Raw genomic sequence first — 23,291 nt, 5'->3', positions numbered from 1 at the left:
TGATTCATTGGTTGTGCAACTAAAGGTACTAAAAATTGAATTATAATGGAATGTTACCGTGTTTACGATTTGGCCGTTGTACTTGTTTGTCTTCAAGCATCGCAAAGGCCTTGATAAGCTTGCGTCTTGTGGTTTTTGGTAGGATCACTTCATCTACAAAACCGCGTTCAGCGGCACTGTAAGGGTTTGCAAAAAGCTGGGCATATTCAGCTTCTTTTTCTTTCCATTTCCCTTCTTTATCTTCTGCTGAATTGATGTCCTTTTTAAAAATAATTTCTGCAGCTCCCTTGGCACCCATAACAGCAATTTCAGCACTAGGCCAAGCAAAATTCATATCACTTCCAATGTGCTTAGAGTTCATAACATCATAAGCACCACCATAAGCTTTTCGAGTAATGACCGTCACTCTAGGGACGGTTGCCTCACTAAAAGCATAGAGTAATTTGGCACCGTGTACGATAATACCGTTCCATTCTTGATCTGTTCCCGGTAAAAATCCCGGAACGTCCTCTAACACTAATAGCGGGATGTTAAAGCAGTCGCAAAACCTTACAAATCTCGCGGCTTTTTTGGAACTATTCACGTCTAGAACACCAGCCAAAAACATAGGCTGATTGGCCACTATGCCAATGCTTCGTCCTCCAAGTCGTGCAAATCCAACAATAATATTTTCGGCATGATCTTTATGAATTTCATAAAAGGAATCCGAATCGATAATCCCTTGAATAACCTCATGCATATCATACGGCTTATTCGGGTTTTCAGGAACGATAGATGCTAAAGTATCTCTAACTTCATCCTGAAGGTCATATGGTAGCATTTTAGGAGTTTCTGTATTATTTTGAGGCAAATAGCTCAATAATTTTTTTACATCTTCTAAACAAGTAATATCGTTAGAGGATGTTTTGTGTGCAACGCCTGATTTCGTTGAATGGGTACTAGCGCCACCTAGTTCTTCGCTTGTCACTTCTTCATTAGTGACTGTTTTGACCACGTTTGGTCCTGTAACAAACATATAACTTGTGTTTTCTACCATAATCGTAAAATCAGTCATGGCAGGAGAATACACGGCGCCACCAGCACACGGTCCCATGATGGCAGATATCTGTGGAATAACGCCAGAGGCACTTACATTTCGGTAAAAAATATCGGCATAACCTCCAAGGGAACGCACACCTTCTTGAATTCGAGCACCACCCGAATCATTAAGTCCAATTATTGGAGCGCCAACCTTCATCGCTAAATCCATAACCTTACATATTTTTTCAGCATGGGTTTCAGAAAGTGAGCCGCCAAAAACGGTAAAATCTTGGGCAAACACATAGATAAGCCTACCGTCTACTGTACCATATCCTGTGACAACACCATCACCATAGAATTTTTGATTTTCCATCCCGAAATCTTTAGTTCGATGGGTTACTAAGGCACCAATTTCTTCAAACGACCCTTCATCTAAAAGGTACATGACGCGCTCACGAGCCGTCAATTTTTTCTTTTGATGTTGTTTGTCAATCCTCGATTGTCCGCCACCAAGATAGGCTTGTTCTAATTTATCATTGAGTTGTTTTATTTTAGAATCCATAGTTGTTATCTAGTTTTTAGGAACGCGGAGTTGTTGTTGTGTTTTTAAATAATTTTTGACTGCGAGAAGTGCGGCAATTTTAGCCTCAGTTTTTTGCTGTTCAAGTAATTGTTCAGGTGCATAATACCGTTTTACGAAATGCGTATCAAAATTACCACTTCGGAAAGCTTCATGTTCACAGACAAAGGTGCCAAACGGTAGTGTGGTTTCTATGCCTTCAATATGATAATCGTCAATCGCTTTGAGCATCAGTCCGATCGCTTCCTCTCGCGTTTTTCCGTAAGTAATTAATTTGGACAGCATTGGATCGTAATAAATTGGAATATCCATACCTTGCTCAAAACCATTATCAACCCGTATGCCTTCTCCAACAGGTAGTTGATAGGTAGAAAGTGTACCTACACTAGGTAGAAAATCATTCAAAGGATCTTCAGCGTAAACGCGAAGTTCTAGGGCGTGTCCGTGGATTGATAAATCATCTTGGGAGTAGGGAAGTACTTCACCTCGCGCCACTCTTATTTGCATTTCCACTAGGTCTGTATTGGTAATGAGTTCTGAAACTGGATGCTCTACTTGTAAGCGGGTATTCATTTCTAAGAAATAAAAATTGTGTTGATCGTCTAATAAAAACTCGACGGTACCAGCACCTACATAATCACAAGCTTTAGCTACCTTAATGGCAGCTTCACCCATTTTGGCTCTTAATTCTGGTGTTAAGACGCTTGATGGTGCTTCTTCAACCACTTTTTGGTGTCTACGTTGAATACTACATTCTCGTTCGAATAAATGAATGGTATTTCCATGAGTGTCTGCCATAACTTGGATTTCTATATGTCTTGGCGATGTGACGTATTTTTCAATAAATACAGATCCATCTCCAAAAGCATTCACGGCTTCACTAATGGCACGATTCATTTGAGATTCGAATTCAGATTCTTTTTCTACAATACGCATGCCTTTGCCACCACCACCAGCCGATGCTTTTATTAGGATAGGGAATCCAATTTCTTGGGCAATTTTTTTAGCTTCAGGGATATCAGTAATCGCCTCATCTGTACCTGGTACCATTGGAATATCGTACTTTTTTACAGCCTCTTTAGCGGCCAGTTTGCTACCCATAATCTTAATGGCTTTGGATTTCGGACCAATAAATGTCACACCATTCGATTCACAAAGTTCAGCAAAATCTGCATTTTCACTAAGAAACCCATAACCAGGATGAATGGCATCTACATTTAGAGACTTAGCCACTTCAATAATTTTATCACCTCTTAAATAAGACTCGCTGGAAGCTGCTTCTCCAATTAGGACCGCTTCATCAGCATATTTTACGTGTGGCGATTGCCTATCAATAGTAGAATATATGGCCACAGTTTTAATGCCCATTTTTTTAGCAGAACGCATCACTCGAATGGCAATTTCTCCACGATTAGCAACAAGAATTTTATTCATAGAAAATAGTTTTAGAATGGATGCTTTTGATAAAGCATCTGCAGAAGAAACGTGCTACGCTTCAAATTCAATTAATAAATGGTTCTTCTCAACGGCATCTCCTTTTTTAATAGCTATCGATTTTATAATACCATCTCTTGGTGAGTTGATGACATTTTCCATTTTCATAGCTTCCAAAATCAAAAGGCTGTCATTTTCTTGGACTTCTTGTCCAATCTCCACGTTAATTTCAAGAATTAAGCCAGGCATTGGTGCTTTGATGTTATCCACTAATTTCGAAGCCCCTAACTCAAATCCCATTTCTTTTATTAGAATATCTAACTCATTAAATAAGTTTATGTTATAAGTATTATTGTTAACTTTTACTTTAAATGTTTTTTCATTAAAATTTGAGGTAACAATTTCTGTTCTATAAGATATGTTATCGTATAATATATGAAATTCGGAAGGAGAAACCTCAATAGCATTAAGGTTTGAAATATCTGTTTCTGAAATATCTAAATCAAAGGATTCGTTGATATTCACTTTGAATGATTGACTCATTTAATCGTGTTTTAGATTCGTTATAAAGGTAATAAATTATAACGTTTTCGTAATACCGAATCTCGATAGTTCTAACTTATATATTTTGTTTCTAAATTATGAGTCTTCAGGCTTAAAATGAGAATCTTTCTGATGTCTTTTTATGGCTTTATGAGAAAGGATGATCCCTAATGCTAAGGATACGAATGCACCTATCCAAATGCCAGGTATAAAATCAATAAATAAGAAAAAGTCATAGCACCCATGAAAAACAATCGCCAATAATAGGCCTAGAAGATTAAATTTAATTCGGTTTTTGGAAAACTTCGCTTTTCCCATAAAATAACCCATCAATATGCCAAAGGTGGCATGTGCTGGGACAGCAGTGAATGCTCTTAAAATACCTGTCGCATAGCCGCCTTGCATCACATATAATATGTTCTCAGTGGCGGCAAATCCCATAGACACCATGACAGCATACATGATACCGTCATAGGGTTCATTAAATGCTTTCTTTGGTTGAGCAAAGAATCTAACGATGATATACTTGCTAAATTCTTCTGTGAGCCCAACTACTATAAATGCTTTTACAAACTGCTGTGGTACACTGAATTGATCTTTTAGTGGTAGAAGTATGTCAAAACCTAAGTAAAGAATTGTTGTAACGATAATACTTACAACAGCACCTAATAAGAAATTGGCAATTAATAATTTTATAGGTTCTTTATCATATTTATCCTTAAAATAGATATAAGTGACGATGATAAAAATAGGAGCAATAGCTAAAATCAGTAGATTCAACATGGTCGTAAAAATAGTCTTTTTTTAATCTAAAGCCAATGTTATCGCTTCAATAACTTGTTTGTAGTAGTCACTATTACTGGCAATAAAATGATTATTGGTTTTGCTATTTTTCAATAGCTCATTAAATAAAGGAATTGACACAAATTTGAGTGCTTCAACTTCTTCTTTTTGAATCACCATATCACGAATAGCCAGATTCGTTTTTGCTATAAATGTATGATGAAATTCGTTGTCTCTGATACCATTCGGATAGCTTTGAAAACATTTGAATGTTCCAATTTTTTTTAATTCGGAGCTATCCATTATGATGCCAATTTCTTCACGAGCTTCTCTGATAGCTGCTGCTTCAATCGTTTCACCTGCATCGACATGACCTGCTACGGATACATCCCATAGCAAGGGGCAAATGGTTTTAGTTGCGGCACGTTGTTGTAAGAGAATTTCAGCCGCTGCATTGTAAATCCAAACATGTGCCGTATTATGATAGTGTCCTAAGGCATGAATTTCCGTTTTAGGAGCGGAATGTCCTGTTGGATTCCCCTGATGGTCAACAATGTCAATAAGTTCTTCCATAGACAAAAACAGCCTCCAGAAGAGGCTGTTTTCATATTATTAATTAGTCAAAATACGAAAAGGTATCACCATCTTTAATTTGTAGCAATGTCTCATAAATCATTTTAATGACATTTTCAACATCATCACGATGCACCATTTCTACGGTGGTATGCATATACCTCAGTGGTAATGAAATGAGTGCTGATGCCACACCACCATTGCTATACGCAAAAGCATCTGTATCGGTACCAGTAGCTCTTGATAAGGCAGAGCGTTGGAATGGAATTTTCTTAGATTCAGCGGTATCCGTAATAAGATCTCGCAGTTTTTGCTGCACTGCTGGTGCATAGGCCACTACTGGTCCTTTACCCATTTCAAGTAGACCTTCTTTTTTCTTTTCAATCATAGGTGTTGTAGTGTCATGTGTCACATCTGTCACGATGGCCACATTGGGCTTGATACGTTCAGTAATCATTTGGGCACCACGTAATCCTATTTCTTCTTGTACAGAATTGGTAATATAAAGTCCGAAGGGCAATGTTTTCTTATTCTCTTTAAGAAGTCTAGCGACTTCGGCAATCATAAAACCACCCATTCTATTATCTAAAGCGCGACATACAAACTTATCTTTATTTAAGATGTGAAATGTGTCTGGATATGTGATGACACAGCCTACATGGACGCCTAGTTTTTCAACTTCTTCTTTATTAGCACAACCACAATCGATAAATATGTTATCTGGTTTCGGAGCTTCTTCCTTAGATTTATTACGTGTGTGTATGGCTGGCCAGCCGAAAACACCTTTTACAATACCATTTTTAGTGTGTATGTTAACAATCTTACTGGGTGCAATTTGGTGATCACTACCACCATTTCTGATAACATAAATTAAGCCATTGTCTGAAATATAGTTAACATACCAAGAGATTTCATCTGCATGACCTTCAATCACCACCTTGTATTTTGCTTTCGGATTAATAACACCAACCGCAGTCCCATAGGTATCTGTAATGAATTCATCAACATAAGGTTTTAGATAATCCATCCATAGGTTTTGTCCGCTCCATTCATAACCGGTAGGTGATGCGTTATTCAAATATTTCTCAAGAAAATCTAGGGATTTTTTATTCAGTATACTTTTTTTTGCCATCTGTAATAATTTGTTTCTATTTCTGTAAAAATAATAGGATTTATTGTCATTTTAATGGCTTCAGAGAACTTTTTCTAAATATCGTCTTAATTTCTAATTGGAATGGAAGCGCATTCGTAAGCACTGTATTTGCTATTTGAGAATTTATGATGACTTATACATAATATTAACAGGAAATAGAGGGTTATGAATGTGTAAATAATTAATTTTGAATTAGAATTGGAATAGTTTTGGATATACAGTTACCTATGAAATTATTTTTCGGATTGATACTATGTTTGCCTATAGGCTTATTTGCTCAGGAGGGGCCTGTTAAGCAGGATTCAACTTTAGTCCAATATATCTATGTTGAAGGTGATTCTATCCCTAAGACATCCATAGATTTGGATGAAGTTCTATTATTGAATAAACTGAAATTTGCCACTAAGGAAGAACGCATTAAGTATTTGATATTAAGACGAAAGACCATTAAAGTCTATCCGTATGCGAAATTGGCAGCAGAACGACTCACTAGTTTGAATGAGCGTTTGGAATCCTTGGATAGCAAACGAAAGAAAAAGAAATATGCGAAAATGGTTCAAAAGTATATTGAGGATGAATTTTCAGCAGAGCTAAAAAAATTAACCAAAACGGAAGGTCAGATATTGGTAAAACTAATTCATAGACAAACAGGTAAAACCACCTTTCAATTAATTAAAGAGTTACGCAGTGGTTGGCGTGCTTTTTGGTTCAATAGCACGGCAAGTTTGTTTGATATCTCATTAAAAATGGAATTCAATCCCATGGATGTGAAAGAGGATTTTTACATAGAGGATATCTTGGAGCGTGCCTTTCAAAATCGTCAGTTAATACGTCAAGAACCTGCAATTGATTTTGATTATTATGACCTCAGTGATAAATGGTTATATCAAGGCGAAACTGCTGAAACTAAAAATTAATGCGCATACAAACCCCTTTAGAAGAACGTTTGAATGCTTGGAGCCATGGCATAGGAGCGGCTCTCGGTATTGCCGGATTAATTTTGCTAATTGTCTTTTTAAGTAAGGAGACACCATATGCCTTATTTAGTGTTATCGTGTATGGCATTTCAATAATTACCCTGTTTTTGGCTTCTACCTTTTATCACGCCGTAACAGGTGAAAAGCGAAAACATTATTTTAGAATTGTAGATCATATTAGTATTTATTTACTCATTGCTGGGACTTACACACCTGTATTGTTAATTGTACTTCCAGATAGTTTGGGTTGGACCTTATTTTGGACTGTCTGGGGAATTGCTTTATTTGGAGTGGTTTTGAAATTGTTCTTTACGGGAAAATTCGAAACGTTTTCAACACTTCTTTATCTGGTGATGGGCTGGTTGATCGTTTTTGATTATGGCACCTTATCTGAGCGACTTCTAGACAATGGATTATATCTATTGTTTGCTGGAGGCGCCTTTTATACTGTTGGTATTGTGTTTTATGTTTTCGAAAAAATACCATTTAATCACGTTATTTGGCATTTGTTTGTGTTAGGCGGTGCTATTTGCCACTTTTTTATGGTGTATTATTATGTCATTTAAACATGTTGGTCAATCAAAATGACATTACCATCAGGATCAATAACCGTTAGACTTCCTGGCCCAGAAGTGGATGCGCTAACTTCCGAATGTAATTTGAGTCCATGAGATTTTAAATGCTGTTGAATGGTTCTTATATCTTCAAAATCTTCTAAGGTTTGAGCGTTTTCATCCCAACCCGGATTAAAGGTTAAAATATTATTCTCGAACATACCTTGAAAAAGTCCAAGAAGTGTTTTATCATTTTTCATGATTAGGTATTGACGCTCTATTTGTCCTGCAAACACATAAAATCCAAGCGTTTCATAAAATGCTTTAGACGCTTTGAGATCTTTTACTGCTAAGCTAATTGAAAACACACCAAGTTTCATTGTATCTAAAATTTTTAAAGTTATACTTTTATTGAATGTCATCCAATATGGATTACAATCACTTCATAAAGAAATTGCTGATGCCACTTAAAATACTTTGCACGGCATACGATGCTAATATCAATCCCATAATCTTACTAATGACTGTAATTCCATAACTGCCTATTTTTTCTTGAATAGTATTAGCGATAAGTAATAGTACACAAGTTAATGCAACCACTATTAAAACTAAAAATGTCGTGACTGTTTGCTGTTGGATGGTGTAGATGTGATTATCTGTCATTAGGACCACAGCCATTATCGCTCCAGGTGATGCTATGGACGGAATTGCTACAGGAAATACAGTAACATGTTTAAAATCGGTAATTTGACTTTTCTCACGTTCTGGCTTTCCATCTCCAAAAACCATAGTCAATGCAAATAGAAAAAGAATCAGTCCACCTGAAATTTGAAAGGCCTCTAAAGACACCTCCATAGTTTCAAGAATAATCTGACCGATGACAATAAAAAATAATAGAATTATAAATGCAATGACAGATGCACGAAGTGCAATTTTTCGTTTATGAAGGCGATCAAATTCTTTCGTGGCTTCTAAATATACTGGAACCGTTCCTATCGGATCTATCACAGCAATAAGTAAGAAAACAGAAACAATAATTTCTTTCATTGTATACGCTCGGCTTTTGTTGTAAAAGAAAGGCCTTGCTGCCCGACAGTGGAATTCATGACACCCTCAAATAGCGGTTCAGGGCAATCCTGAGGAATCATCCATTCAAAAATGAAATTGGATCCTGTACCACCTTCTGTATCTACTTCGTCAATTATAATTTCCGTGGTCTCTAAAGGTGCCAAATAAATAGCATGATCAAAATAGGTTCTTAGTAGCTTCCCATGAGTATCATAGTAAACTGCTTTGGTCAAATAAATGGTATCTGAGTCACTTACATTTCTTAAACTAGCCATGGCAGTCAAGTTGTGGGTTTTGTGCTGAGAAATACTATAAATTTGGGAATAAATAGAAAGGTATGATTTACCAAATTCCAAGGAATCTTTGACTGACACATCCGTATACCTTTTGCTCCAATTTTCAGCGTGAATACTCTCAGATTCTTCCGTGTTAACACAACTTAAAACAATAAGAGAACAAAGTAGAAGGTAAAAGCTGTTTTTCATTATAGACTATCAATTTGATTCCTTACTAATATATAGTATTTATTGGAATTCTTCTAGTTGTTGTCTCTTATTTATTCAAAAATGTTACGTGTCTAAATAGTCACGGTATGAATCGTAAAAATCTTCAAACTTAGTCATGGTCTCGTTAAAAAAAACCATCACCTTTTGCCAAGTATTTTTATTGTGAATGGAGACCTTTTCATCTAAAAGGACATATATTCTAGAGATTTCCTTTCCATTCTCTAAATAGTATTCCTCTTCAAAAATAGCCTCAGGCAAATAGTCGTTGGTGATAATGGTTTTAAGTGCCGTCAGTTTTTCCCAATAGGTGATCCGGTTGTCCAAGTCATCTTCTAAATCTAAGGCCACAAGCGCTTTTTTTGTGTCAAAATGAAATTTGAAAGAGAACCCTTTGATCTTCGTATCATAAAGAATCCATTTTCTAGGAAACGATTTGCCAAAACTGGTCCAGAATTCTTGTCGTAATATGCGGCTCTCTTCTTTAGAAAACATCGTTAAATCATATAAGCTATCATAATACCTAATATAATGGCCACAAGTTTTGAAAGGTTAAATTTATGGCCTTCACTACTTTCAAACAATATGGTCGTTGAAATATGAAAGAAGATTCCAATCACTAAAGCATTAATCATCGTAAGATAATCTTCTGGAATATGTGTTGCATTGGAAATATAGGTACCCAAAGGTGTCATTATCGTAAAAACAGACAGAAATCCAATAATCTGCATTTTATTGAAACTAGATTGTAGTAAAAACGTAGCGACTAGAGCAGCAATAGGAATTTTATGAATCAAAACACCATATACCATATCGTTATGCTCATGAATGGGAAATCCTTCTAGAAAACTATGCAGGCATAAACTGAGAAACAGCAGCCAAGGAAAGGCAGTATCCGATTTGTGGATGTGTACATGACCATGTTCAGCACCTTTTGAAAAAAACTCTAAAATGATTTGTAGTAAAATCCCACACATAATGAATAGCCCTGTCTTCTTAGTTTCCAGATGCTCATAAACTTCAGGTAGGAGATCAAAAAGCGTAAGGGCCAATAAAAAAGCACCACTAAAAGAAAGTAGTAGCTTGGTGTAAATTGGTTTTTTTTGTTTGGTACTAAGTGCCAGTAAAATACCAATGATAACAGCTAATATGGGTAATAGATAGGACTGCATTATTTAAATATCATGACTAAGCGTTCTGAAGTTTTTGAATCAAATTTTCCCAGTTTGTAATCGCCAAACACGTCTAATAGGTGAACATTTGCTTTTTCAAATAGCGTTTCAAAATCTGATAGGCTAAATGCTTTAACACGTTCTGTGAATTCGTAGTCTTCACCATCGGCATTAAATTTAATATCTTTTATAATATACCCGTTTTCAAAGCGTCTTTTTTGATGAAAGGTGACACCATCTACAGTTTTTGAATCTTCCACAACGAGATGATCAATTACAAAATCACTGTTCATAAAATCAATGACCCCAAATCCAAAATCGTTTAAATTAGCGCTTATGGCTTTAATCGTTTCGAGGTTTGCCGTTTCATCGTCAAAATAGCCAAAACTTGTAAACAGATTAAATACAGCATCAAATTGCTTGCTGTAAGGTTGACACATATCATGGACTTCAAAATGTAAAGTTTCATTTTCAAATTGCTTTGCGAAAGCTATACTGTTTTCCGACAAGTCAACGCCTGTAACATTGTAGCCTAAGCTATTGAGATATATAGAATGTCGTCCTTTACCGCAAGCTAGATCTAATATTTCTCCATGCTCTGGCAAGTTCAAATACTCGGTGAGATTATCCATAAATTGCTGTGCTTCATTATGGTCTCTATCTTTATATAACATATGGTAGAATGGTGTATCAAACCAGGAGGCATACCATTGTTTCGCTTGTTTTGTCATTTTAAAATCCTGAATCAGAAGAAACTCATTTTCAATTCTTCTTATAAGCCACAAAAATACTTTATTTTTGCAATCTATTGGTTGTACAGCATGGAGAATAATTATAAAATGGTAGCCAAAACCTTATTTGGTTTTGAAGATTTATTGGAAAAAGAGCTCATTCAATTAGGAGCAATGGATGTCAAAAAAGGTGTTCGTAACGTGAGTTTTGTGGGTGACTTAGGATTTATGTATAAAGCTAATTTGGCGCTACGGACTGCTATAAAAATATTAAAGCCTATTACATCTTTCCGCGTTATGACTGAACAAGATCTTTACGATCAAGTTTATAAAATGTCTTGGGACAAATACTTAAAACCTACGGGAAGCCTCGCTATTGATGCCACGGTACATTCAAAGAATTTTACGCATTCGAAATACGTCGCTTTAAAAACCAAGGATGCGATTGTCGATAAATTCAGAAATACAGATGGTCAACGCCCTAATATTGATTTGCGCTTTCCAGATGTAAAAATTAATGTTCATATAGACCGACAAACTTGTACGATTTCTTTGGATTCTTCAGGAGAATCGCTACATAAACGCGGTTACAAATCGGCCACTAATATCGCTCCAATTAATGAAGTTTTAGCCGCTGGATTAGTGATGCTTTCAGGTTGGGATGGTCAGTGCGATTTTATGGATCCCATGTGCGGAAGTGGTACCATCTTAGCTGAAGCTGCCATGATTGCCTGTAATATTCCGCCTAATTTAATGCGGAAGGAATTTGCTTTCGAACGCTGGCAGGATTGGGATGTTGATCTATTTGAGAAGATAGAGGAATCCTTGTTGAAAAAAACGAGAGATTTTCATCATAAAATGATTGGCTACGATAAGTCACCAAGTGCGATTGCCAAAGCCAAAGCAAATATAAAAAACGCGCATTTGGAAGAATTTATAAGCGTTTCTCATGAGGACTTTTTTAAAACTGAAAAAGAAGGGGATAAGAAGTTGCACATGTTGTTCAATCCGCCTTATGGAGAGCGATTGGATATCGATATGGAGAGTTTTTATAAAGCTATTGGTGATACCTTGAAACAAGGGTATCCTGGCACCAACGCATGGTTTATCACGTCCAATCTAGAAGCTTTAAAACATGTTGGCTTAAGACCTTCGAGAAAAATTCATTTATTTAATGCAAAGCTGGAATCGAGGCTCGTCAAATATGTGATGTATGAAGGCAGTAAAAAAGCTAAGTACAATAATAACGCGTAAGCTTAATTCTTTTCTTTTTCAACCACCACTTTTTTATCTTTTTTATAAATAGGAATTAAGTAGGAGATGGTGTACCCAAATCCCAATCCGAAGCGACCACTATCATAGGTTCGATTAAATCCTGGCACATACAAGTTTTCTAGACCATCGGGTTGGTCTTGCGTAATCATACTTTTTAATTGAATGTTTAATCCTGCATAAAGGTTGGTGAATAATTCTGCTTTAAGACCTATCACCAATTCTGCCCAAATAGCTGAAAGTCCGTTGAATTCTTGATTAGGATTCGCCGTTGATGGCAAACTCCAGTATTGATCTGTATTATAAATGGTATAGCTGTTTAATTGCTGACTAAAACTGGATAAACCTACTCGAAATCCAGTGTAAATCATGTTTTGCATGTCTAACCAGTTCGTGTATGTATTATAGTCGATACCTGCTTTAAAGTAACTCCCTGTTGCCGTGACATCTAAATAGTCTGTCGCAATTCTTCGTTCTTCTGTGCCAAGTTCTCCAGCTAGATATAACTTTTTCGTTAATCGGTAGTCGCCATTAATTTCAAATCCTGTATAATCTTCATCAATTAATGATCGCGCAATTTTTCCAATATCGCCACCAAGTCGAATACCATACTTTTGCTTATAGATGAGCGTATCAGCTTTGGTTTCATTGGTATCGTTCTGTGATTGCAACGCTAAAGGAAGCAACATCACACATATTATATTAATGATAAATAATGGCGTGCGCTTCAGTTTCATTGACTATAGTTTGATTAATAATTTCTGCACTGGAAATCCAGTTGTCGTCGTCATTCTCTCTTGAAACACCTGATATAGGTGTTAGCTCAAAGATACTTTTGTAGCCACAAGCCCGAGACACATAGATGAATTCAGGTGTATAAGTGACTGTAAGGATATCAATATTGGAATCATTATTAGGGTTTTCATTTTCTGCAAAATCAGAATCTTTTTCCAATTGAAATCGCGTTGTGGTAAATGTCGCTTCTTCTTGAAATCGTAAAGGTAAGACGATGGAGTCGGGATTCGTTTGGTTTACAGGGATTTCAGGAAGAATCGTGCCGTCCTCATCGATCCCAGTAATTTTTAATTGTCTGACCGATTTAAATTCATTTTGGTTTTCAATATCATAAAACCTTATAATTAGATGAGGTGTTGTGGAGACGTCCTCCGGACAAATATCATCGCGCTCACAACTAAAGGCAATCAAGGTAATAGATGCCATAAAGACTAGAGACGCTATCAGTTGTTTCAAATTCAAGGGATTCATTTTTTCGGTGTTATTTTTTCTAAAAGTACAACATTTTCTGCATGATGCGTTTGAGGAAACATGTCTACGGCTTGTGTTTTGATGATGCGATAATCCGATTTCATTAAGGCTAAATCTCTTGCTTGTGTCGCGCTGTTACAACTTACATAAACCACTTTATTTGGAGCAATGTTCAATATTTGCTGAACCACATCCTTATGCATGCCATCTCTTGGAGGATCAGTAATAATCACATCTGGCAAACCATTCTCTGAAATAAATTGTTCATTAAATACCTGCTTCATGTCACCTACAAAGAAGTCAACGTTATCAATGCCATTTAATTGTGCATTTTCCTTAGCAGCTAAGATCGCATCAGGAACAGCTTCCACACCAACAACGTGTTTCGCTTCTTTCGACACAAACTGTGCAATCGTTCCCGTGCCTGTATATAAATCGTACACTAATTCTTCGCCTGTGAGTCCAGCAAAATCGCGAGTGATTTTGTATAGTTCATAAGCTTGTGCCGAATTTGTTTGATAGAATGACTTGGCATTTATTTTAAATCTCAAGCCTTCCATTTCTTCGAAAATATAATCCTGACCACTATAACAAACGACCTCTTGGTCATAAATGGTATCATTCGCTTTTTCGTTAATCACATATAATAGTGATGTAATTTGTGGGAAAGATGTCTCGATAAAGTTTAATAATAAATCTCGTTTTTCTTTATCATCCTTAAAAAACTGCACCAATACCATGATATCACCTGTAGACGATGTTCTGATCATCATTGTGCGCAATAAGCCTGTTTGTTGTCTTGTATTGAAGAATTCCAAGCCGTTTTCAACAGCAAAAGACTTTACAGAATTTCTGATGGCATTGGAAGGGTCTTCTTGCAACCAACATTTATTAATATCTAGAATTTTATCCCACATTCCCGGAATATGAAACCCTAAAGCATTTCTATCACCCAAGTCGGCATCCGAGTCTACTTCTTGCTGTGTTAACCATCGGCTATCACTAAAAGAGAATTCCATCTTATTACGATAAAAAAAAGGTTCAGGAGCTCCGAGGATAGGTGTGACTTCAGGTACATCTAAATGACCGATTCTTATGAGGTTATTAGTGACTTCCTTTTGTTTGTAAGCTAATTGATGCTCATATGCCATGTCCTGCCATTTGCAACCACCACATACACCAAAATGTTCACATTTCGGTGTTGTTCTTTGGTCTGAATATTTATGGAATTTGATAGCCTTACCTTCAAAATAAGCTTTTCGCTTTTTAAAGGTCTGTACATCCACCACATCACCAGGAACGGTATTGGAAAGAAAAATCACGCGACCATCAGGAGCTTTAGCAATCGTTTTTCCTTTTGCACCAGCATCAATGACCTCGATATTTTCGAAAATTTGTCTTTTGTTTTTTCGTCTTGCCATGATGCAAAAATAATAATCGTCAAAGATAAAATGTTCGTAAATAGAATTATATTTAGAAAACTTCAAAATAAAATGAACCTTTTTGATTTTTACACGTCTTTAAGGTGTAAGTGTTGTCATCATTATAGGAAAAATAGGCAAAATATTTTCTTAATAAATAGAGCGATAAAGCATGCTGTAACGCTTTAATAGTTATTTGAAACGAAATTTTAATTAGTAACCCATCTCATTGAAAACAGAAGGACATAAAGATGCCGAATTGGTAGAAGCCTATCTCGCTGGTGATAAAAAGGCTATGGCCATTCTTGTAAAACGTTGGCATGTGGTTTTTTGTAAAAAGGCCTTTTGGTTGGTCAAGGATGCGAGTGCATCAAAAGACATTGCTCAGGAAAGTTGGCAAATTATAATGATGAAACTACATACTTTAGAAAATCCAAACCGATTTAAAAGTTGGGCATTGCGCATTGTGTATACAAAATCTTTGGATGCTTTAAGAGCGCAACAACACATCCGATTGAAAAAGACGGAATTTGTGACATCTAAAATTTCCGAAGTAGCTGTAGATGACGATTTCAAAGACTATAAAACGGCGCTATTGAAGGCATTAAAAGAACTGCCTGAAAAGCAGCAAGAGGTCATAAAACTATTTTACACGGAAGATTACTCGCTGAAGGAAATAAGCGCTTTATTGAAAATATCTATAGGCACTGCAAAATCTAGGTTGTTTCATGCAAGAGAAAAACTGAAACTAATTTTAAAATCACAATTTGACAAAATATAATCTGTTATTTAAAACCAAAAAGATGAAAAATAAAATAGAAGACATTGATCAATTAATTAAAGAGACATTAACTGAAGAAGAGGCAAAATTCTATGATGATTTAGACGAACAGAACTTTTTAGGGATGCTCGGTGGATTGTTTAAAGGAAAAAACGTGTGGCTCACAGTAATTATGCAAATCATAAATATAGTTGCCTTCGGGTTCATGATTTATTGTTTGATACAAACTTTTGATGTTGAAAACACGAATGACCTGATGCTGTGGATTGGCGGTTTTTTCTTTTGTTTCCTCACCATGAGCATGTTGAAAATCTATGCTTGGATGCAAATTCACAAGAATGCTTTGGTGCGAGAAATCAAACGTTTAGAGTTGCAGATTTCATTTTTGTCTGGAAAAATTTCGAAATAAGATTTTTAAGCCTTAGTTAAAATCATTAATTTGCAAACTCCAGGGATGATTTCTCTCCCACGCTGCTTTTTCAGGCTCTCTGAAAGAATAAAGGTGATGAAGGAATGGTTGTTTTATTCACAATAAAAATAAATTAAAATGGCTGTTTTAGACCAATTAACTTCGCAACAAGCGATAGAATTAGAAGAAAAGTATGGTGCACATAATTACCATCCGTTACCAGTTGTACTGAGTAGAGGAGAAGGTGTGTATGTTTGGGATGTTGAAGGAAAAAAATATTATGACTTTCTTTCTGCCTATTCTGCGGTTAACCAAGGACATTGTCATCCGAAGATTGTTAATGCGATGACAGAACAAGCAAAGACCTTGAGTTTAACCTCTCGAGCATTCTACAACGATATGTTAGGGAAATATGAAAAATTCGCTTCTGAATATTTTCATTTTGACAAGTTACTACCAATGAATACAGGAGCTGAAGCTGTAGAGACAGCTTTAAAAATCTGTAGAAAATGGGCTTATGAAGTCAAGGGGATCTCTGAAAACGATGCAGAAATCATCGTGTGTGAGAACAATTTCCACGGAAGAACAACAACCATTATTTCTTTTAGTAATGATCCTGTGGCTAGAAAAAACTTCGGACCGTATACGGATGGATTTATTAAAATAGAATATGATAATTTGCAAGCCTTGGAAGCTGCATTAAAGCAGAATTCAAATGTCGCTGGGTTTCTAGTAGAACCTATTCAAGGTGAAGCTGGTGTTTATGTACCAAGTGACGATTATTTAGTAAAAGCTAAAGCCTTATGCGAAAAGTATAACGTTTTATTTATTGCGGATGAAGTTCAAACAGGAATTGCAAGAACAGGTCGTTTATTGGCTACTTGTGGTAATTGTAGTTGCGATAATAAAAACTGTTCAGGAACACCTGATGTAAAGCCAGATATCTTAATTTTAGGAAAGGCTTTATCTGGTGGTGCGTATCCTGTTAGTGCTGTACTGGCTAATGATCCTATTATGAATGTGATTCGACCAGGAAATCATGGAAGTACTTTTGGTGGAAATCCAATTGCGGCTGCCGTTGCAATTGCTGCGCTTGAACTGGTACGTGATGAGGACTTGGCTGAAAACGCCTATCAATTAGGAGAACTCTTCCGAAGTGAATTGAACGCGTATATTGCAACGAGTTCCATTGTGAAATTGGTGCGAGGAAAAGGACTTTTAAATGCTATTGTTATTAACGATGCTGAAGATAGCGATACTGCTTGGAATATTTGTTTGGCGTTGCGAGACAACGGACTCTTAGCCAAGCCAACTCATGGTAATATTATTCGGTTTGCACCACCATTGGTGATGACAAAAGAAGAGTTACTGGATTGCGTTTCCATAATAATTAAAACGTTAAAAGCATTTGAGGCGTAAAAATCGCCATCAATAGTTATAAAAAAAACCTCAATTTTACAATTGAGGTTTTTTTATGTCATATGATAAAGTGGTTATTATCCTTGTTGGTTTTGCCACTGTTCCATCATTTCTTCGGATTGCAACATGAGTTCGTCCCATCCAACTGTATAAATTCTATAGATTGTAAGCAATAAATAAAGTACATTGATTATTAATACGACCATAGCAACAATTTTTGCCGTATTCATTGCCTTTACCGACGATTGATCATAATTCTCGGGATTCGCATAAGCCTCTTTTAATTTACTTTGTGCAATAAAGAAAGCGATACCAGCAAAAATAAATCCAAGACCACCAAAACAGCAGCAGAGAAATCCGATAACAGCTAAGACATATACAATGGCAGGGTTGAGTTTTTGTTGTTCCATAATTTGTTAAATTTGATTAATTAGTTTTAAAATAAAATTTCCTAAGATTAGTGTGATGTTTATGATAGCCAAGGTAACAATAATTTTATTAGAATTTTTGATGTCCATAAATGTATTTAGCAATATAAATCCAAAAAAGGCAATCAGCGAATAAATTGCTGGATACATAAAAAAAGCATCGATAAAGTTTCCCTTAAGAATGAAAGCGAAAGAACGTTGTAAGCCACAACCCATACAATCAAAACCTAGTAACTGTTTGTTAAGGCAAGGTAGCATGTAATCTTCAGGAGACATCATAACCATTCCGTGTTAGTCTCACAAAAATAATAAATTCGAAAAGTTTTTATTAATTCTTTATAACAATCTTTTTAGAAAGTGATTGGTTGGTATCTGTAGTAATCGTGGCAATATAAACCCCTTCACTAAGAGACTTTGTAGAATGTCTGTATTCACTGCTGGTCCCTATATTCTGTGCATTGGCAACGAGTTTTCCTGAGACATCAACTAACGATAAGGTTTTGATGTTAAAACCATTCGGATTAAGAACAACTAATTCAGAGTTTTGTGTATGTTGAAACACATCAAAGTCTTTTGCAGTAATCACCTCATTACTGAGTGTTTCTGCTTGGAAAGTTACTTCAAAACGGTTATTGTGTTCACCAGCAGGCAAATTGACGCTGTAGTTTTGTTGTCTTAAGTCAACATATAAATCTGCTTGAATATCGTGTATATAAATGGGTTGCGACTCATCAAAATTTTGCACATCAAAGATGCTAAAATCAAGATTTTGTTGCGCATCGAGATTCACAATTAACGGAATTGTTTTTTCTACGTCAAAACTATGTGCTTGAATCACATAAGGAACACCATCTAATACCCATGAAATTTCATTAGGTGCTTCACTAGCAGTTTTCGCCTCAAGACCATAATCAAAACCATCTGTCGCTGTATCATGGAAATTTTGAACAAGTTGTCTTGTGAACGTATCATTAAATATGATATTCAGCCTGAATCTCTTGAAATCGTTAGGGACAATATTTAAACCGTGCTCATTATATTGGGTGCCATTGTCGTCGACGTTATTGGTATTAGCTTCACTAGTTCTAAAGAAATAGCTATTACCACCTGATTCTTTTTCAAAGACACGGTGAGAATTTTTAACATAAACCAAAGAGCCAGGAGGCGTAGTTGGTGATCCTTCAACCATAAATCCTTGTCCGATAGGAATGTAGCGTTGTGCGATCTTTACACCAGTACCACCAGGTCCAGGAGGCAGTGAGTAAGCATTTCCGAAATCGTCGTAGCTATAAAAAGTGGCAGGAGCCGTAGTTTCAACACCACCTGCTGAAATCGTATAAGCTGCATAACCACCAATATAATTTGCCGTGTAGTGATCTGTTGGTTGTTGTTCCCAGTAATACAAAACACCAGTCGTTGTTGGTGTGTACTCTGGTCCTGAAGCCACATCAATATTTGTGTTTTGTGGATCGTGGATTAAAAGTAAAGCATCGATGGCAGATGGGTAAGGGTTACCGATGAGCGTAAATTGATCGGCTGCAATGCTATTGGTAATTGTTCCATTATTTGGTTTTCCTCTAAAATCGTATAATTGTCCACCAGCACCAATACCTTTCATCGTATAGCCCAATCCTGGAAGGATAGCTGAGTTTTCATCCAATTCGATCCAATCGGCATATTGATCTGAACTCACGTAGGAGTAGAGCCAGCGGTTAGATATCGTAAGAGGAGAAGCTGTCCCGTCGTATGCAGTGGTAAACAAAGCATCTGAACTTGAAATTAAACCGGTAGGATCGGCAGCTGTCACAATATTTGTCGCTTCATCGATTAAATTAACTCTCGCACTCTCATTGCCTAAACTCGCCGAGTTGTTTCCTACTGGAGAGCACCAGTAATTGTATGCAAAGTTATTGGTGGTTCCGGTTTGATAAACGCTTAATTCTCCTAGACCTGAATTGCCTGTAGTGCCAGAACCTTGGATTAATTGTGCTTCATTTCTCAGATATACTTTAGAATTAGCTTCTTGCAGGTTCACGTTGTCATTAACGAAAATGATTTCATCATTAACAAACACATAGGCGTTATTTCTTACTGTTAATTGAGCAAGACTATTGGCAGTAATAAGTATTGTAACAATGAGGGCGAATGATTTTTTCATAATGGATTTATATTAATCTTGATTCTCTAGTAGTTGATTTAACTTAGCTTCCATCATTTGGATTTTACTCTCAAGGTTTTGGATTTTCGTAGCTTGGTTAGCGATGGTTTGTTGCTGCTCTTGAAGTCCTTTTGTCAATATTGGAATCATCCTTGTGTAGTCAATAGCTACAAATGATTCTTCAGTTAAACTCACTTGCTCACCAGCTTTTGCTGGACTGCAGGCCGTTGTATCAAACCCTTTAATTCTTGTTATTTCAGGTAGAATAGCTCTTACTTCTTGCGCTATAAACCCATATTCCATATCTTCATTTAAGCCCATGGTCGGGTACTTTTCAAGATCAAAATAGTAAGTGACTGGGTTGAGTTGTTCAATAATCGCTAACGCATTATTGATTGGTGAAATATTTTTCTTTGTTCTTTCGTCAGAAATAGTACCTAGAAATCCCGTGTAACCTAAATCGTCATAAAACTCGCCTCCCCATCCTGTATTTGGGCCACCACCATTAAAACGCGATCCTCGAACACCCGTTCCTTGCCATTCGTTAGTATGACCACGAACACCAATAGTTGGTGCATTGCCACCACCTGTATAAATAGCTAAACCAAAAACGCCTGCAGGAATGAAAGCATTACCCTCGTAATAGGTAATACCTTCTAAGGCATTATAACCGTTAGTAGTGTCTGTGTTTGACGATGCAATTCCTACACCACTAACGCTTGAATTTTCGAAACTGGCCATAGAAGTGGCTCCAATCACATTTCCGCCATTGGTCATATGAAAAAGATATCCAGGTGTTGTCGTATTGATTCCTAAAAATCCGTTTGTTTGCAAGGTGAGTCTTGTATTAGTTGTAAGCGCAGTCGTTCCTATTTTAAATTTATCAGCATCACTATCATCAATGCCAATAGAAGTAACAGTAGTGCCATTTACTTGGAGTTCCAAGGTTGGGTCACCATCAGCAGCTGTATTATTGATTTGAATGCCATCTGCCGCTGCATTCACCTGAACGTCTAATGCCTTGTTAGGTGTTGTTGTCCCAACACCTACTTGTGCATTACTCAAATTGAATAACGTCAACACAATAATGGTTAGAAGGACTCTTTGGTTGATTAACATTTTCACTATCAATAGTTTAATGGTTTAAATATACTAAAAATAATTAAAGCTAAGTTGCTTTATTTTATTAAATAATATCAGTATTTTCGATGAATTGTAACAATTTTCGACAACATCCATTTTATGCCTAAAATAATCAGCTATTTTTTAATTGTAATTGGTGGTATTATAGCCATTTATGCACAAGCTCAAGAGGAGCAGAACCAATTAATTCTCATTGGTGGAATCGTCATGTTGATGCTCGGCATCTATAATATTTCACGTCATATTCCAAGCAAGCGAGATCGCGATAATGACCATCAAAATAATTTATAATGCTTTTAAAAAAAGGTGATCAGGTAGCTGTTTTGGACGATGATATTGAAGGTGTTGTCTTAAAGGTTGTGGACGATTCCGTTGTCATTCAGACTGATGATGGTTTTGAGATGACATTTCTACTATCAGAAGTTATCAAAAGTAAACCTGTGAATTCAGACCTGTTTTCAGATGTCAACATTCGTGAGGTGATTAGCGAAAAAGAACAGACTGATAAGAAAACTTCGATAAAGACAAAGCCTAAAGAGCGCAATTTACCTGCGATGGAAGTAGATTTGCATATTCATCAAATCACGACTTCCAATAAGCATTTAAGTAATTTTGACATGCTTAATTTGCAACTGGATACAGCCAGACATAAATTAGAATTCGCTATCAAAAAACGGATTCAGAAAGTGGTATTTATTCACGGTGTTGGTGAAGGTGTGCTTAAGACTGAGCTAGAATATCTGTTTAGTCGCTATGACAATGTCAAGTATTATGCGGCCGATTTTCAGAAATACGGACTAGGTGCAACTGAAGTATACATTTATCAAAATCCAAAACCCTAATTATTCATCCTCTTCAGTAATTGGCTCAGCATCTCCAATATACGTTCCGAGATATAAAGGTTCTATGCTTAAAATGTCAATATTTGCTTGAAGAATAGTGACATCGACAAAAACCCGTCTGGTATATTGATTTACCAATGACTCCAATTGAATATATTCATCGGTGGCGTTAGGATCTCGGTACCTCGGAATATTATTCGCGCCATTAGAGGTGTCAAAATCATTCAAAGGTGAAATACCTTCGTCATCGGTGTCTTCATTTCTCGTTAGCACACCGTCTCCGTCGTCATCAGCATCCAAATAATCAGGGATAGTATCACCTCCAGGAAGTTCTAAATCTGTATTTTGTGCATTGACCAACCCTAATATTTCATCATAATTTGGATTCTCAGCTGAGGTCAAAATATTATCATTATCATCGTCCTGATCTCTGTAGTCGGGAATGCCATCACCATCCGTATCTTGGGCATTGGAATATAAACCGTTCTCATCTAATTCGCCACGACCTTCGAGTATGGAAGGAATACCGTCATTATCATCATCTTCAAACGTTGAAACAAAAAGGACTTCGGCTCCTGCTTGCGCTTCATAATCGTTAGTAATTGTCGTACCGGGTTCCGGAATAATTTGACAAATCAAATCTTCTGGATCGCCATCATAAGTTCTGTAATTAAAGGCGGTATTGTTACCGTTGATGGTTAACATTGTAGGTTCTCCGAGATTATCAGTAGGTGTAAAAATAGCTCTCGTTGCTGTATTCACAGGAAATTTAAGTGTTAATGATTCGCTAGGATCCAATTTCGTGTCGTAGAGCAAGTAAAATTCACTGTCATCATCTCCGCAAAGTTCGAGTTCTTGGTCGAAAACCAACTCGACCTCAAATACATCACCATCATCACAAGACATCGTCAATAAAAGAAATAATAGAATGTATGTGTAGTGTCTCATAGCTTGATATTTTAAAAACAAAAATAAAAGATTTGTAAGTTTAATAGCTAGGATTAACAAATTATTTTGAACCCCCAAATTTGTTGTTTTATTAACTGCAATAAAGTTGCATC

General features: G+C 36.4%; 28 protein-coding genes. 8 read left to right on the top strand and 20 right to left on the bottom strand.

Annotation, left to right across the window (positions count from 1 at the left end; translation table 11 throughout):
- Positions 1–40: 40 nt before the first annotated feature.
- The 6 genes from ACU8DI_RS07420 to ACU8DI_RS07395 all read right to left on the bottom strand — a co-directional run bounded on the left by ACU8DI_RS07420 (position 41) and on the right by ACU8DI_RS07395 (position 6,065).
- On the bottom strand, positions 41–1,582 hold the full coding sequence (locus tag ACU8DI_RS07420; RefSeq protein WP_447112132.1) for an acyl-CoA carboxylase subunit beta: 1,542 nt from the start codon (positions 1,580–1,582) through the stop codon (positions 41–43).
- A gap of 9 nt (positions 1,583–1,591) precedes the next feature.
- Entirely contained in the window at positions 1,592–3,034 is a 1,443-nt protein-coding gene (accC, locus tag ACU8DI_RS07415) for an acetyl-CoA carboxylase biotin carboxylase subunit (RefSeq protein WP_447112131.1), read from the bottom strand.
- 54 nt (positions 3,035–3,088) lie between these two features.
- Entirely contained in the window at positions 3,089–3,577 is a 489-nt protein-coding gene (locus ACU8DI_RS07410; protein WP_447112130.1) for a biotin/lipoyl-containing protein, read from the bottom strand.
- A gap of 96 nt (positions 3,578–3,673) precedes the next feature.
- Positions 3,674–4,357: a PrsW family intramembrane metalloprotease gene (locus ACU8DI_RS07405; protein WP_447112456.1), complete on the bottom strand. Its 684-nt coding sequence runs from the start codon at positions 4,355–4,357 to the stop codon at positions 3,674–3,676.
- A 24-nt stretch (positions 4,358–4,381) separates the two neighbouring features.
- The gene (locus ACU8DI_RS07400; RefSeq protein WP_447112129.1) at positions 4,382–4,933 is read right to left on the bottom strand and encodes an NUDIX hydrolase; all 552 of its coding nucleotides are present in this window, start codon (positions 4,931–4,933) and stop codon (positions 4,382–4,384) included.
- Positions 4,934–4,976: 43 nt separating this feature from the next.
- The gene (locus tag ACU8DI_RS07395; protein WP_447112128.1) at positions 4,977–6,065 is read right to left on the bottom strand and encodes a M42 family metallopeptidase; all 1,089 of its coding nucleotides are present in this window, start codon (positions 6,063–6,065) and stop codon (positions 4,977–4,979) included.
- 248 nt (positions 6,066–6,313) lie between these two features.
- On the opposite strand from ACU8DI_RS07395, the gene ACU8DI_RS07390 reads away from it, so the two are divergent.
- Together ACU8DI_RS07390 and trhA are read left to right on the top strand one after the other, a co-directional pair.
- Positions 6,314–7,003: a DUF4294 domain-containing protein gene (locus ACU8DI_RS07390; protein ID WP_447112127.1), complete on the top strand. Its 690-nt coding sequence runs from the start codon at positions 6,314–6,316 to the stop codon at positions 7,001–7,003.
- Positions 7,003–7,629: a PAQR family membrane homeostasis protein TrhA gene (gene trhA, locus ACU8DI_RS07385; protein WP_447112126.1), complete on the top strand. Its 627-nt coding sequence runs from the start codon at positions 7,003–7,005 to the stop codon at positions 7,627–7,629. Before ACU8DI_RS07390 ends, trhA begins: the two co-directional genes overlap by 1 nt.
- Here the strand turns inward: trhA and ACU8DI_RS07380 are convergent.
- The 6 genes from ACU8DI_RS07380 to ACU8DI_RS07355 form a co-directional block, all read right to left on the bottom strand.
- Positions 7,626–7,997, bottom strand: a complete 372-nt coding sequence (locus ACU8DI_RS07380; protein WP_447112455.1) for a VOC family protein — start codon at positions 7,995–7,997, stop codon at positions 7,626–7,628. The two genes, trhA and ACU8DI_RS07380, sit on opposite strands and share 4 nt — an antisense overlap.
- A 58-nt stretch (positions 7,998–8,055) precedes the next feature.
- Positions 8,056–8,664, bottom strand: a complete 609-nt coding sequence (locus ACU8DI_RS07375) for a MarC family protein (protein WP_447112125.1) — start codon at positions 8,662–8,664, stop codon at positions 8,056–8,058.
- Positions 8,661–9,170: a DUF3124 domain-containing protein gene (locus ACU8DI_RS07370; protein ID WP_447112124.1), complete on the bottom strand. Its 510-nt coding sequence runs from the start codon at positions 9,168–9,170 to the stop codon at positions 8,661–8,663. The genes ACU8DI_RS07375 and ACU8DI_RS07370 overlap by 4 nt, the downstream gene beginning before the upstream one ends.
- Before the next feature lie 84 nt (positions 9,171–9,254).
- Positions 9,255–9,683: a DUF4268 domain-containing protein gene (locus ACU8DI_RS07365; RefSeq protein ID WP_447112123.1), complete on the bottom strand. Its 429-nt coding sequence runs from the start codon at positions 9,681–9,683 to the stop codon at positions 9,255–9,257.
- A 2-nt stretch (positions 9,684–9,685) separates the two neighbouring features.
- Positions 9,686–10,360 (bottom strand): ZIP family metal transporter, encoded by a 675-nt coding sequence (locus ACU8DI_RS07360; RefSeq protein WP_447112122.1) that lies wholly within the window; start codon positions 10,358–10,360, stop codon positions 9,686–9,688.
- A complete protein-coding gene (locus ACU8DI_RS07355) occupies positions 10,360–11,091 on the bottom strand; it encodes a class I SAM-dependent methyltransferase (protein ID WP_447112454.1) in 732 nt (243 codons plus the stop codon). The genes ACU8DI_RS07360 and ACU8DI_RS07355 overlap by 1 nt, the downstream gene beginning before the upstream one ends.
- 90 nt (positions 11,092–11,181) lie before the next feature.
- On the opposite strand from ACU8DI_RS07355, the gene ACU8DI_RS07350 reads away from it, so the two are divergent.
- The gene (locus ACU8DI_RS07350) at positions 11,182–12,345 is read left to right on the top strand and encodes a THUMP domain-containing class I SAM-dependent RNA methyltransferase (RefSeq protein ID WP_447112121.1); all 1,164 of its coding nucleotides are present in this window, start codon (positions 11,182–11,184) and stop codon (positions 12,343–12,345) included.
- A 2-nt stretch (positions 12,346–12,347) separates the two neighbouring features.
- Here the strand turns inward: ACU8DI_RS07350 and ACU8DI_RS07345 are convergent, their stop codons facing one another.
- Genes ACU8DI_RS07345 through rlmD form a run of 3 tightly spaced genes read right to left on the bottom strand, consistent with a single transcriptional unit; the run spans position 12,348 to position 15,050 of the window.
- On the bottom strand, positions 12,348–13,100 hold the full coding sequence (locus ACU8DI_RS07345; RefSeq protein WP_447112120.1) for a DUF6048 family protein: 753 nt from the start codon (positions 13,098–13,100) through the stop codon (positions 12,348–12,350).
- Positions 13,066–13,629, bottom strand: coding sequence for a DUF6452 family protein (locus ACU8DI_RS07340; protein WP_447112119.1), 564 nt, complete (start codon positions 13,627–13,629; stop codon positions 13,066–13,068). The genes ACU8DI_RS07345 and ACU8DI_RS07340 overlap by 35 nt, the downstream gene beginning before the upstream one ends.
- A complete protein-coding gene (gene rlmD / locus ACU8DI_RS07335) occupies positions 13,626–15,050 on the bottom strand; it encodes a 23S rRNA (uracil(1939)-C(5))-methyltransferase RlmD (protein WP_447112118.1) in 1,425 nt (474 codons plus the stop codon). Before rlmD ends, ACU8DI_RS07340 begins: the two co-directional genes overlap by 4 nt.
- 229 nt (positions 15,051–15,279) lie before the next feature.
- Here rlmD and ACU8DI_RS07330 point away from each other — a divergent pair, with 229 nt between their 5' ends.
- From ACU8DI_RS07330 to rocD, 3 genes are all read left to right on the top strand, one after another.
- Positions 15,280–15,831: an RNA polymerase sigma factor gene (locus ACU8DI_RS07330; protein ID WP_447112117.1), complete on the top strand. Its 552-nt coding sequence runs from the start codon at positions 15,280–15,282 to the stop codon at positions 15,829–15,831.
- A 22-nt stretch (positions 15,832–15,853) separates the two neighbouring features.
- Positions 15,854–16,240, top strand: coding sequence for a DUF6768 family protein (locus ACU8DI_RS07325; RefSeq protein ID WP_447112116.1), 387 nt, complete (start codon positions 15,854–15,856; stop codon positions 16,238–16,240).
- 138 nt (positions 16,241–16,378) lie between these two features.
- Positions 16,379–17,659, top strand: coding sequence for an ornithine--oxo-acid transaminase (gene rocD / locus ACU8DI_RS07320; RefSeq protein WP_447112115.1), 1,281 nt, complete (start codon positions 16,379–16,381; stop codon positions 17,657–17,659).
- 77 nt (positions 17,660–17,736) lie between these two features.
- Here the strand turns inward: rocD and ACU8DI_RS07315 are convergent, their stop codons facing one another.
- The 4 genes from ACU8DI_RS07315 to ACU8DI_RS07300 form a co-directional block, all read right to left on the bottom strand.
- Positions 17,737–18,069: a CCC motif membrane protein gene (locus ACU8DI_RS07315; RefSeq protein ID WP_447112114.1), complete on the bottom strand. Its 333-nt coding sequence runs from the start codon at positions 18,067–18,069 to the stop codon at positions 17,737–17,739.
- Between the two features lie 6 nt (positions 18,070–18,075).
- The gene (locus ACU8DI_RS07310) at positions 18,076–18,345 is read right to left on the bottom strand and encodes a DUF2752 domain-containing protein (protein WP_447112453.1); all 270 of its coding nucleotides are present in this window, start codon (positions 18,343–18,345) and stop codon (positions 18,076–18,078) included.
- Positions 18,346–18,415: 70 nt separating this feature from the next.
- Positions 18,416–20,245, bottom strand: coding sequence for a T9SS type A sorting domain-containing protein (locus tag ACU8DI_RS07305; protein WP_447112113.1), 1,830 nt, complete (start codon positions 20,243–20,245; stop codon positions 18,416–18,418).
- A 12-nt stretch (positions 20,246–20,257) separates the two neighbouring features.
- Positions 20,258–21,364, bottom strand: a complete 1,107-nt coding sequence (locus ACU8DI_RS07300; protein ID WP_447112112.1) for a tail fiber domain-containing protein — start codon at positions 21,362–21,364, stop codon at positions 20,258–20,260.
- Between the two features lie 123 nt (positions 21,365–21,487).
- On the opposite strand from ACU8DI_RS07300, the gene ACU8DI_RS07295 reads away from it, so the two are divergent.
- On the top strand, positions 21,488–21,679 hold the full coding sequence (locus ACU8DI_RS07295) for a hypothetical protein (RefSeq protein WP_447112111.1): 192 nt from the start codon (positions 21,488–21,490) through the stop codon (positions 21,677–21,679).
- On the top strand, positions 21,679–22,230 hold the full coding sequence (locus tag ACU8DI_RS07290) for a Smr/MutS family protein (protein WP_447112110.1): 552 nt from the start codon (positions 21,679–21,681) through the stop codon (positions 22,228–22,230). Before ACU8DI_RS07295 ends, ACU8DI_RS07290 begins: the two co-directional genes overlap by 1 nt.
- On the opposite strand, the gene ACU8DI_RS07285 is transcribed toward ACU8DI_RS07290, so the two are convergent.
- The gene (locus ACU8DI_RS07285) at positions 22,231–23,178 is read right to left on the bottom strand and encodes a hypothetical protein (RefSeq protein ID WP_447112109.1); all 948 of its coding nucleotides are present in this window, start codon (positions 23,176–23,178) and stop codon (positions 22,231–22,233) included.
- Positions 23,179–23,291: the final 113 nt, after the last annotated feature.

This window comes from Psychroserpens sp. BH13MA-6, from assembly GCF_052983595.1.
The sequence above is the reverse complement of the archived record's forward strand: the minus strand, read 5'-3'. Positions and strand labels throughout refer to the sequence as shown.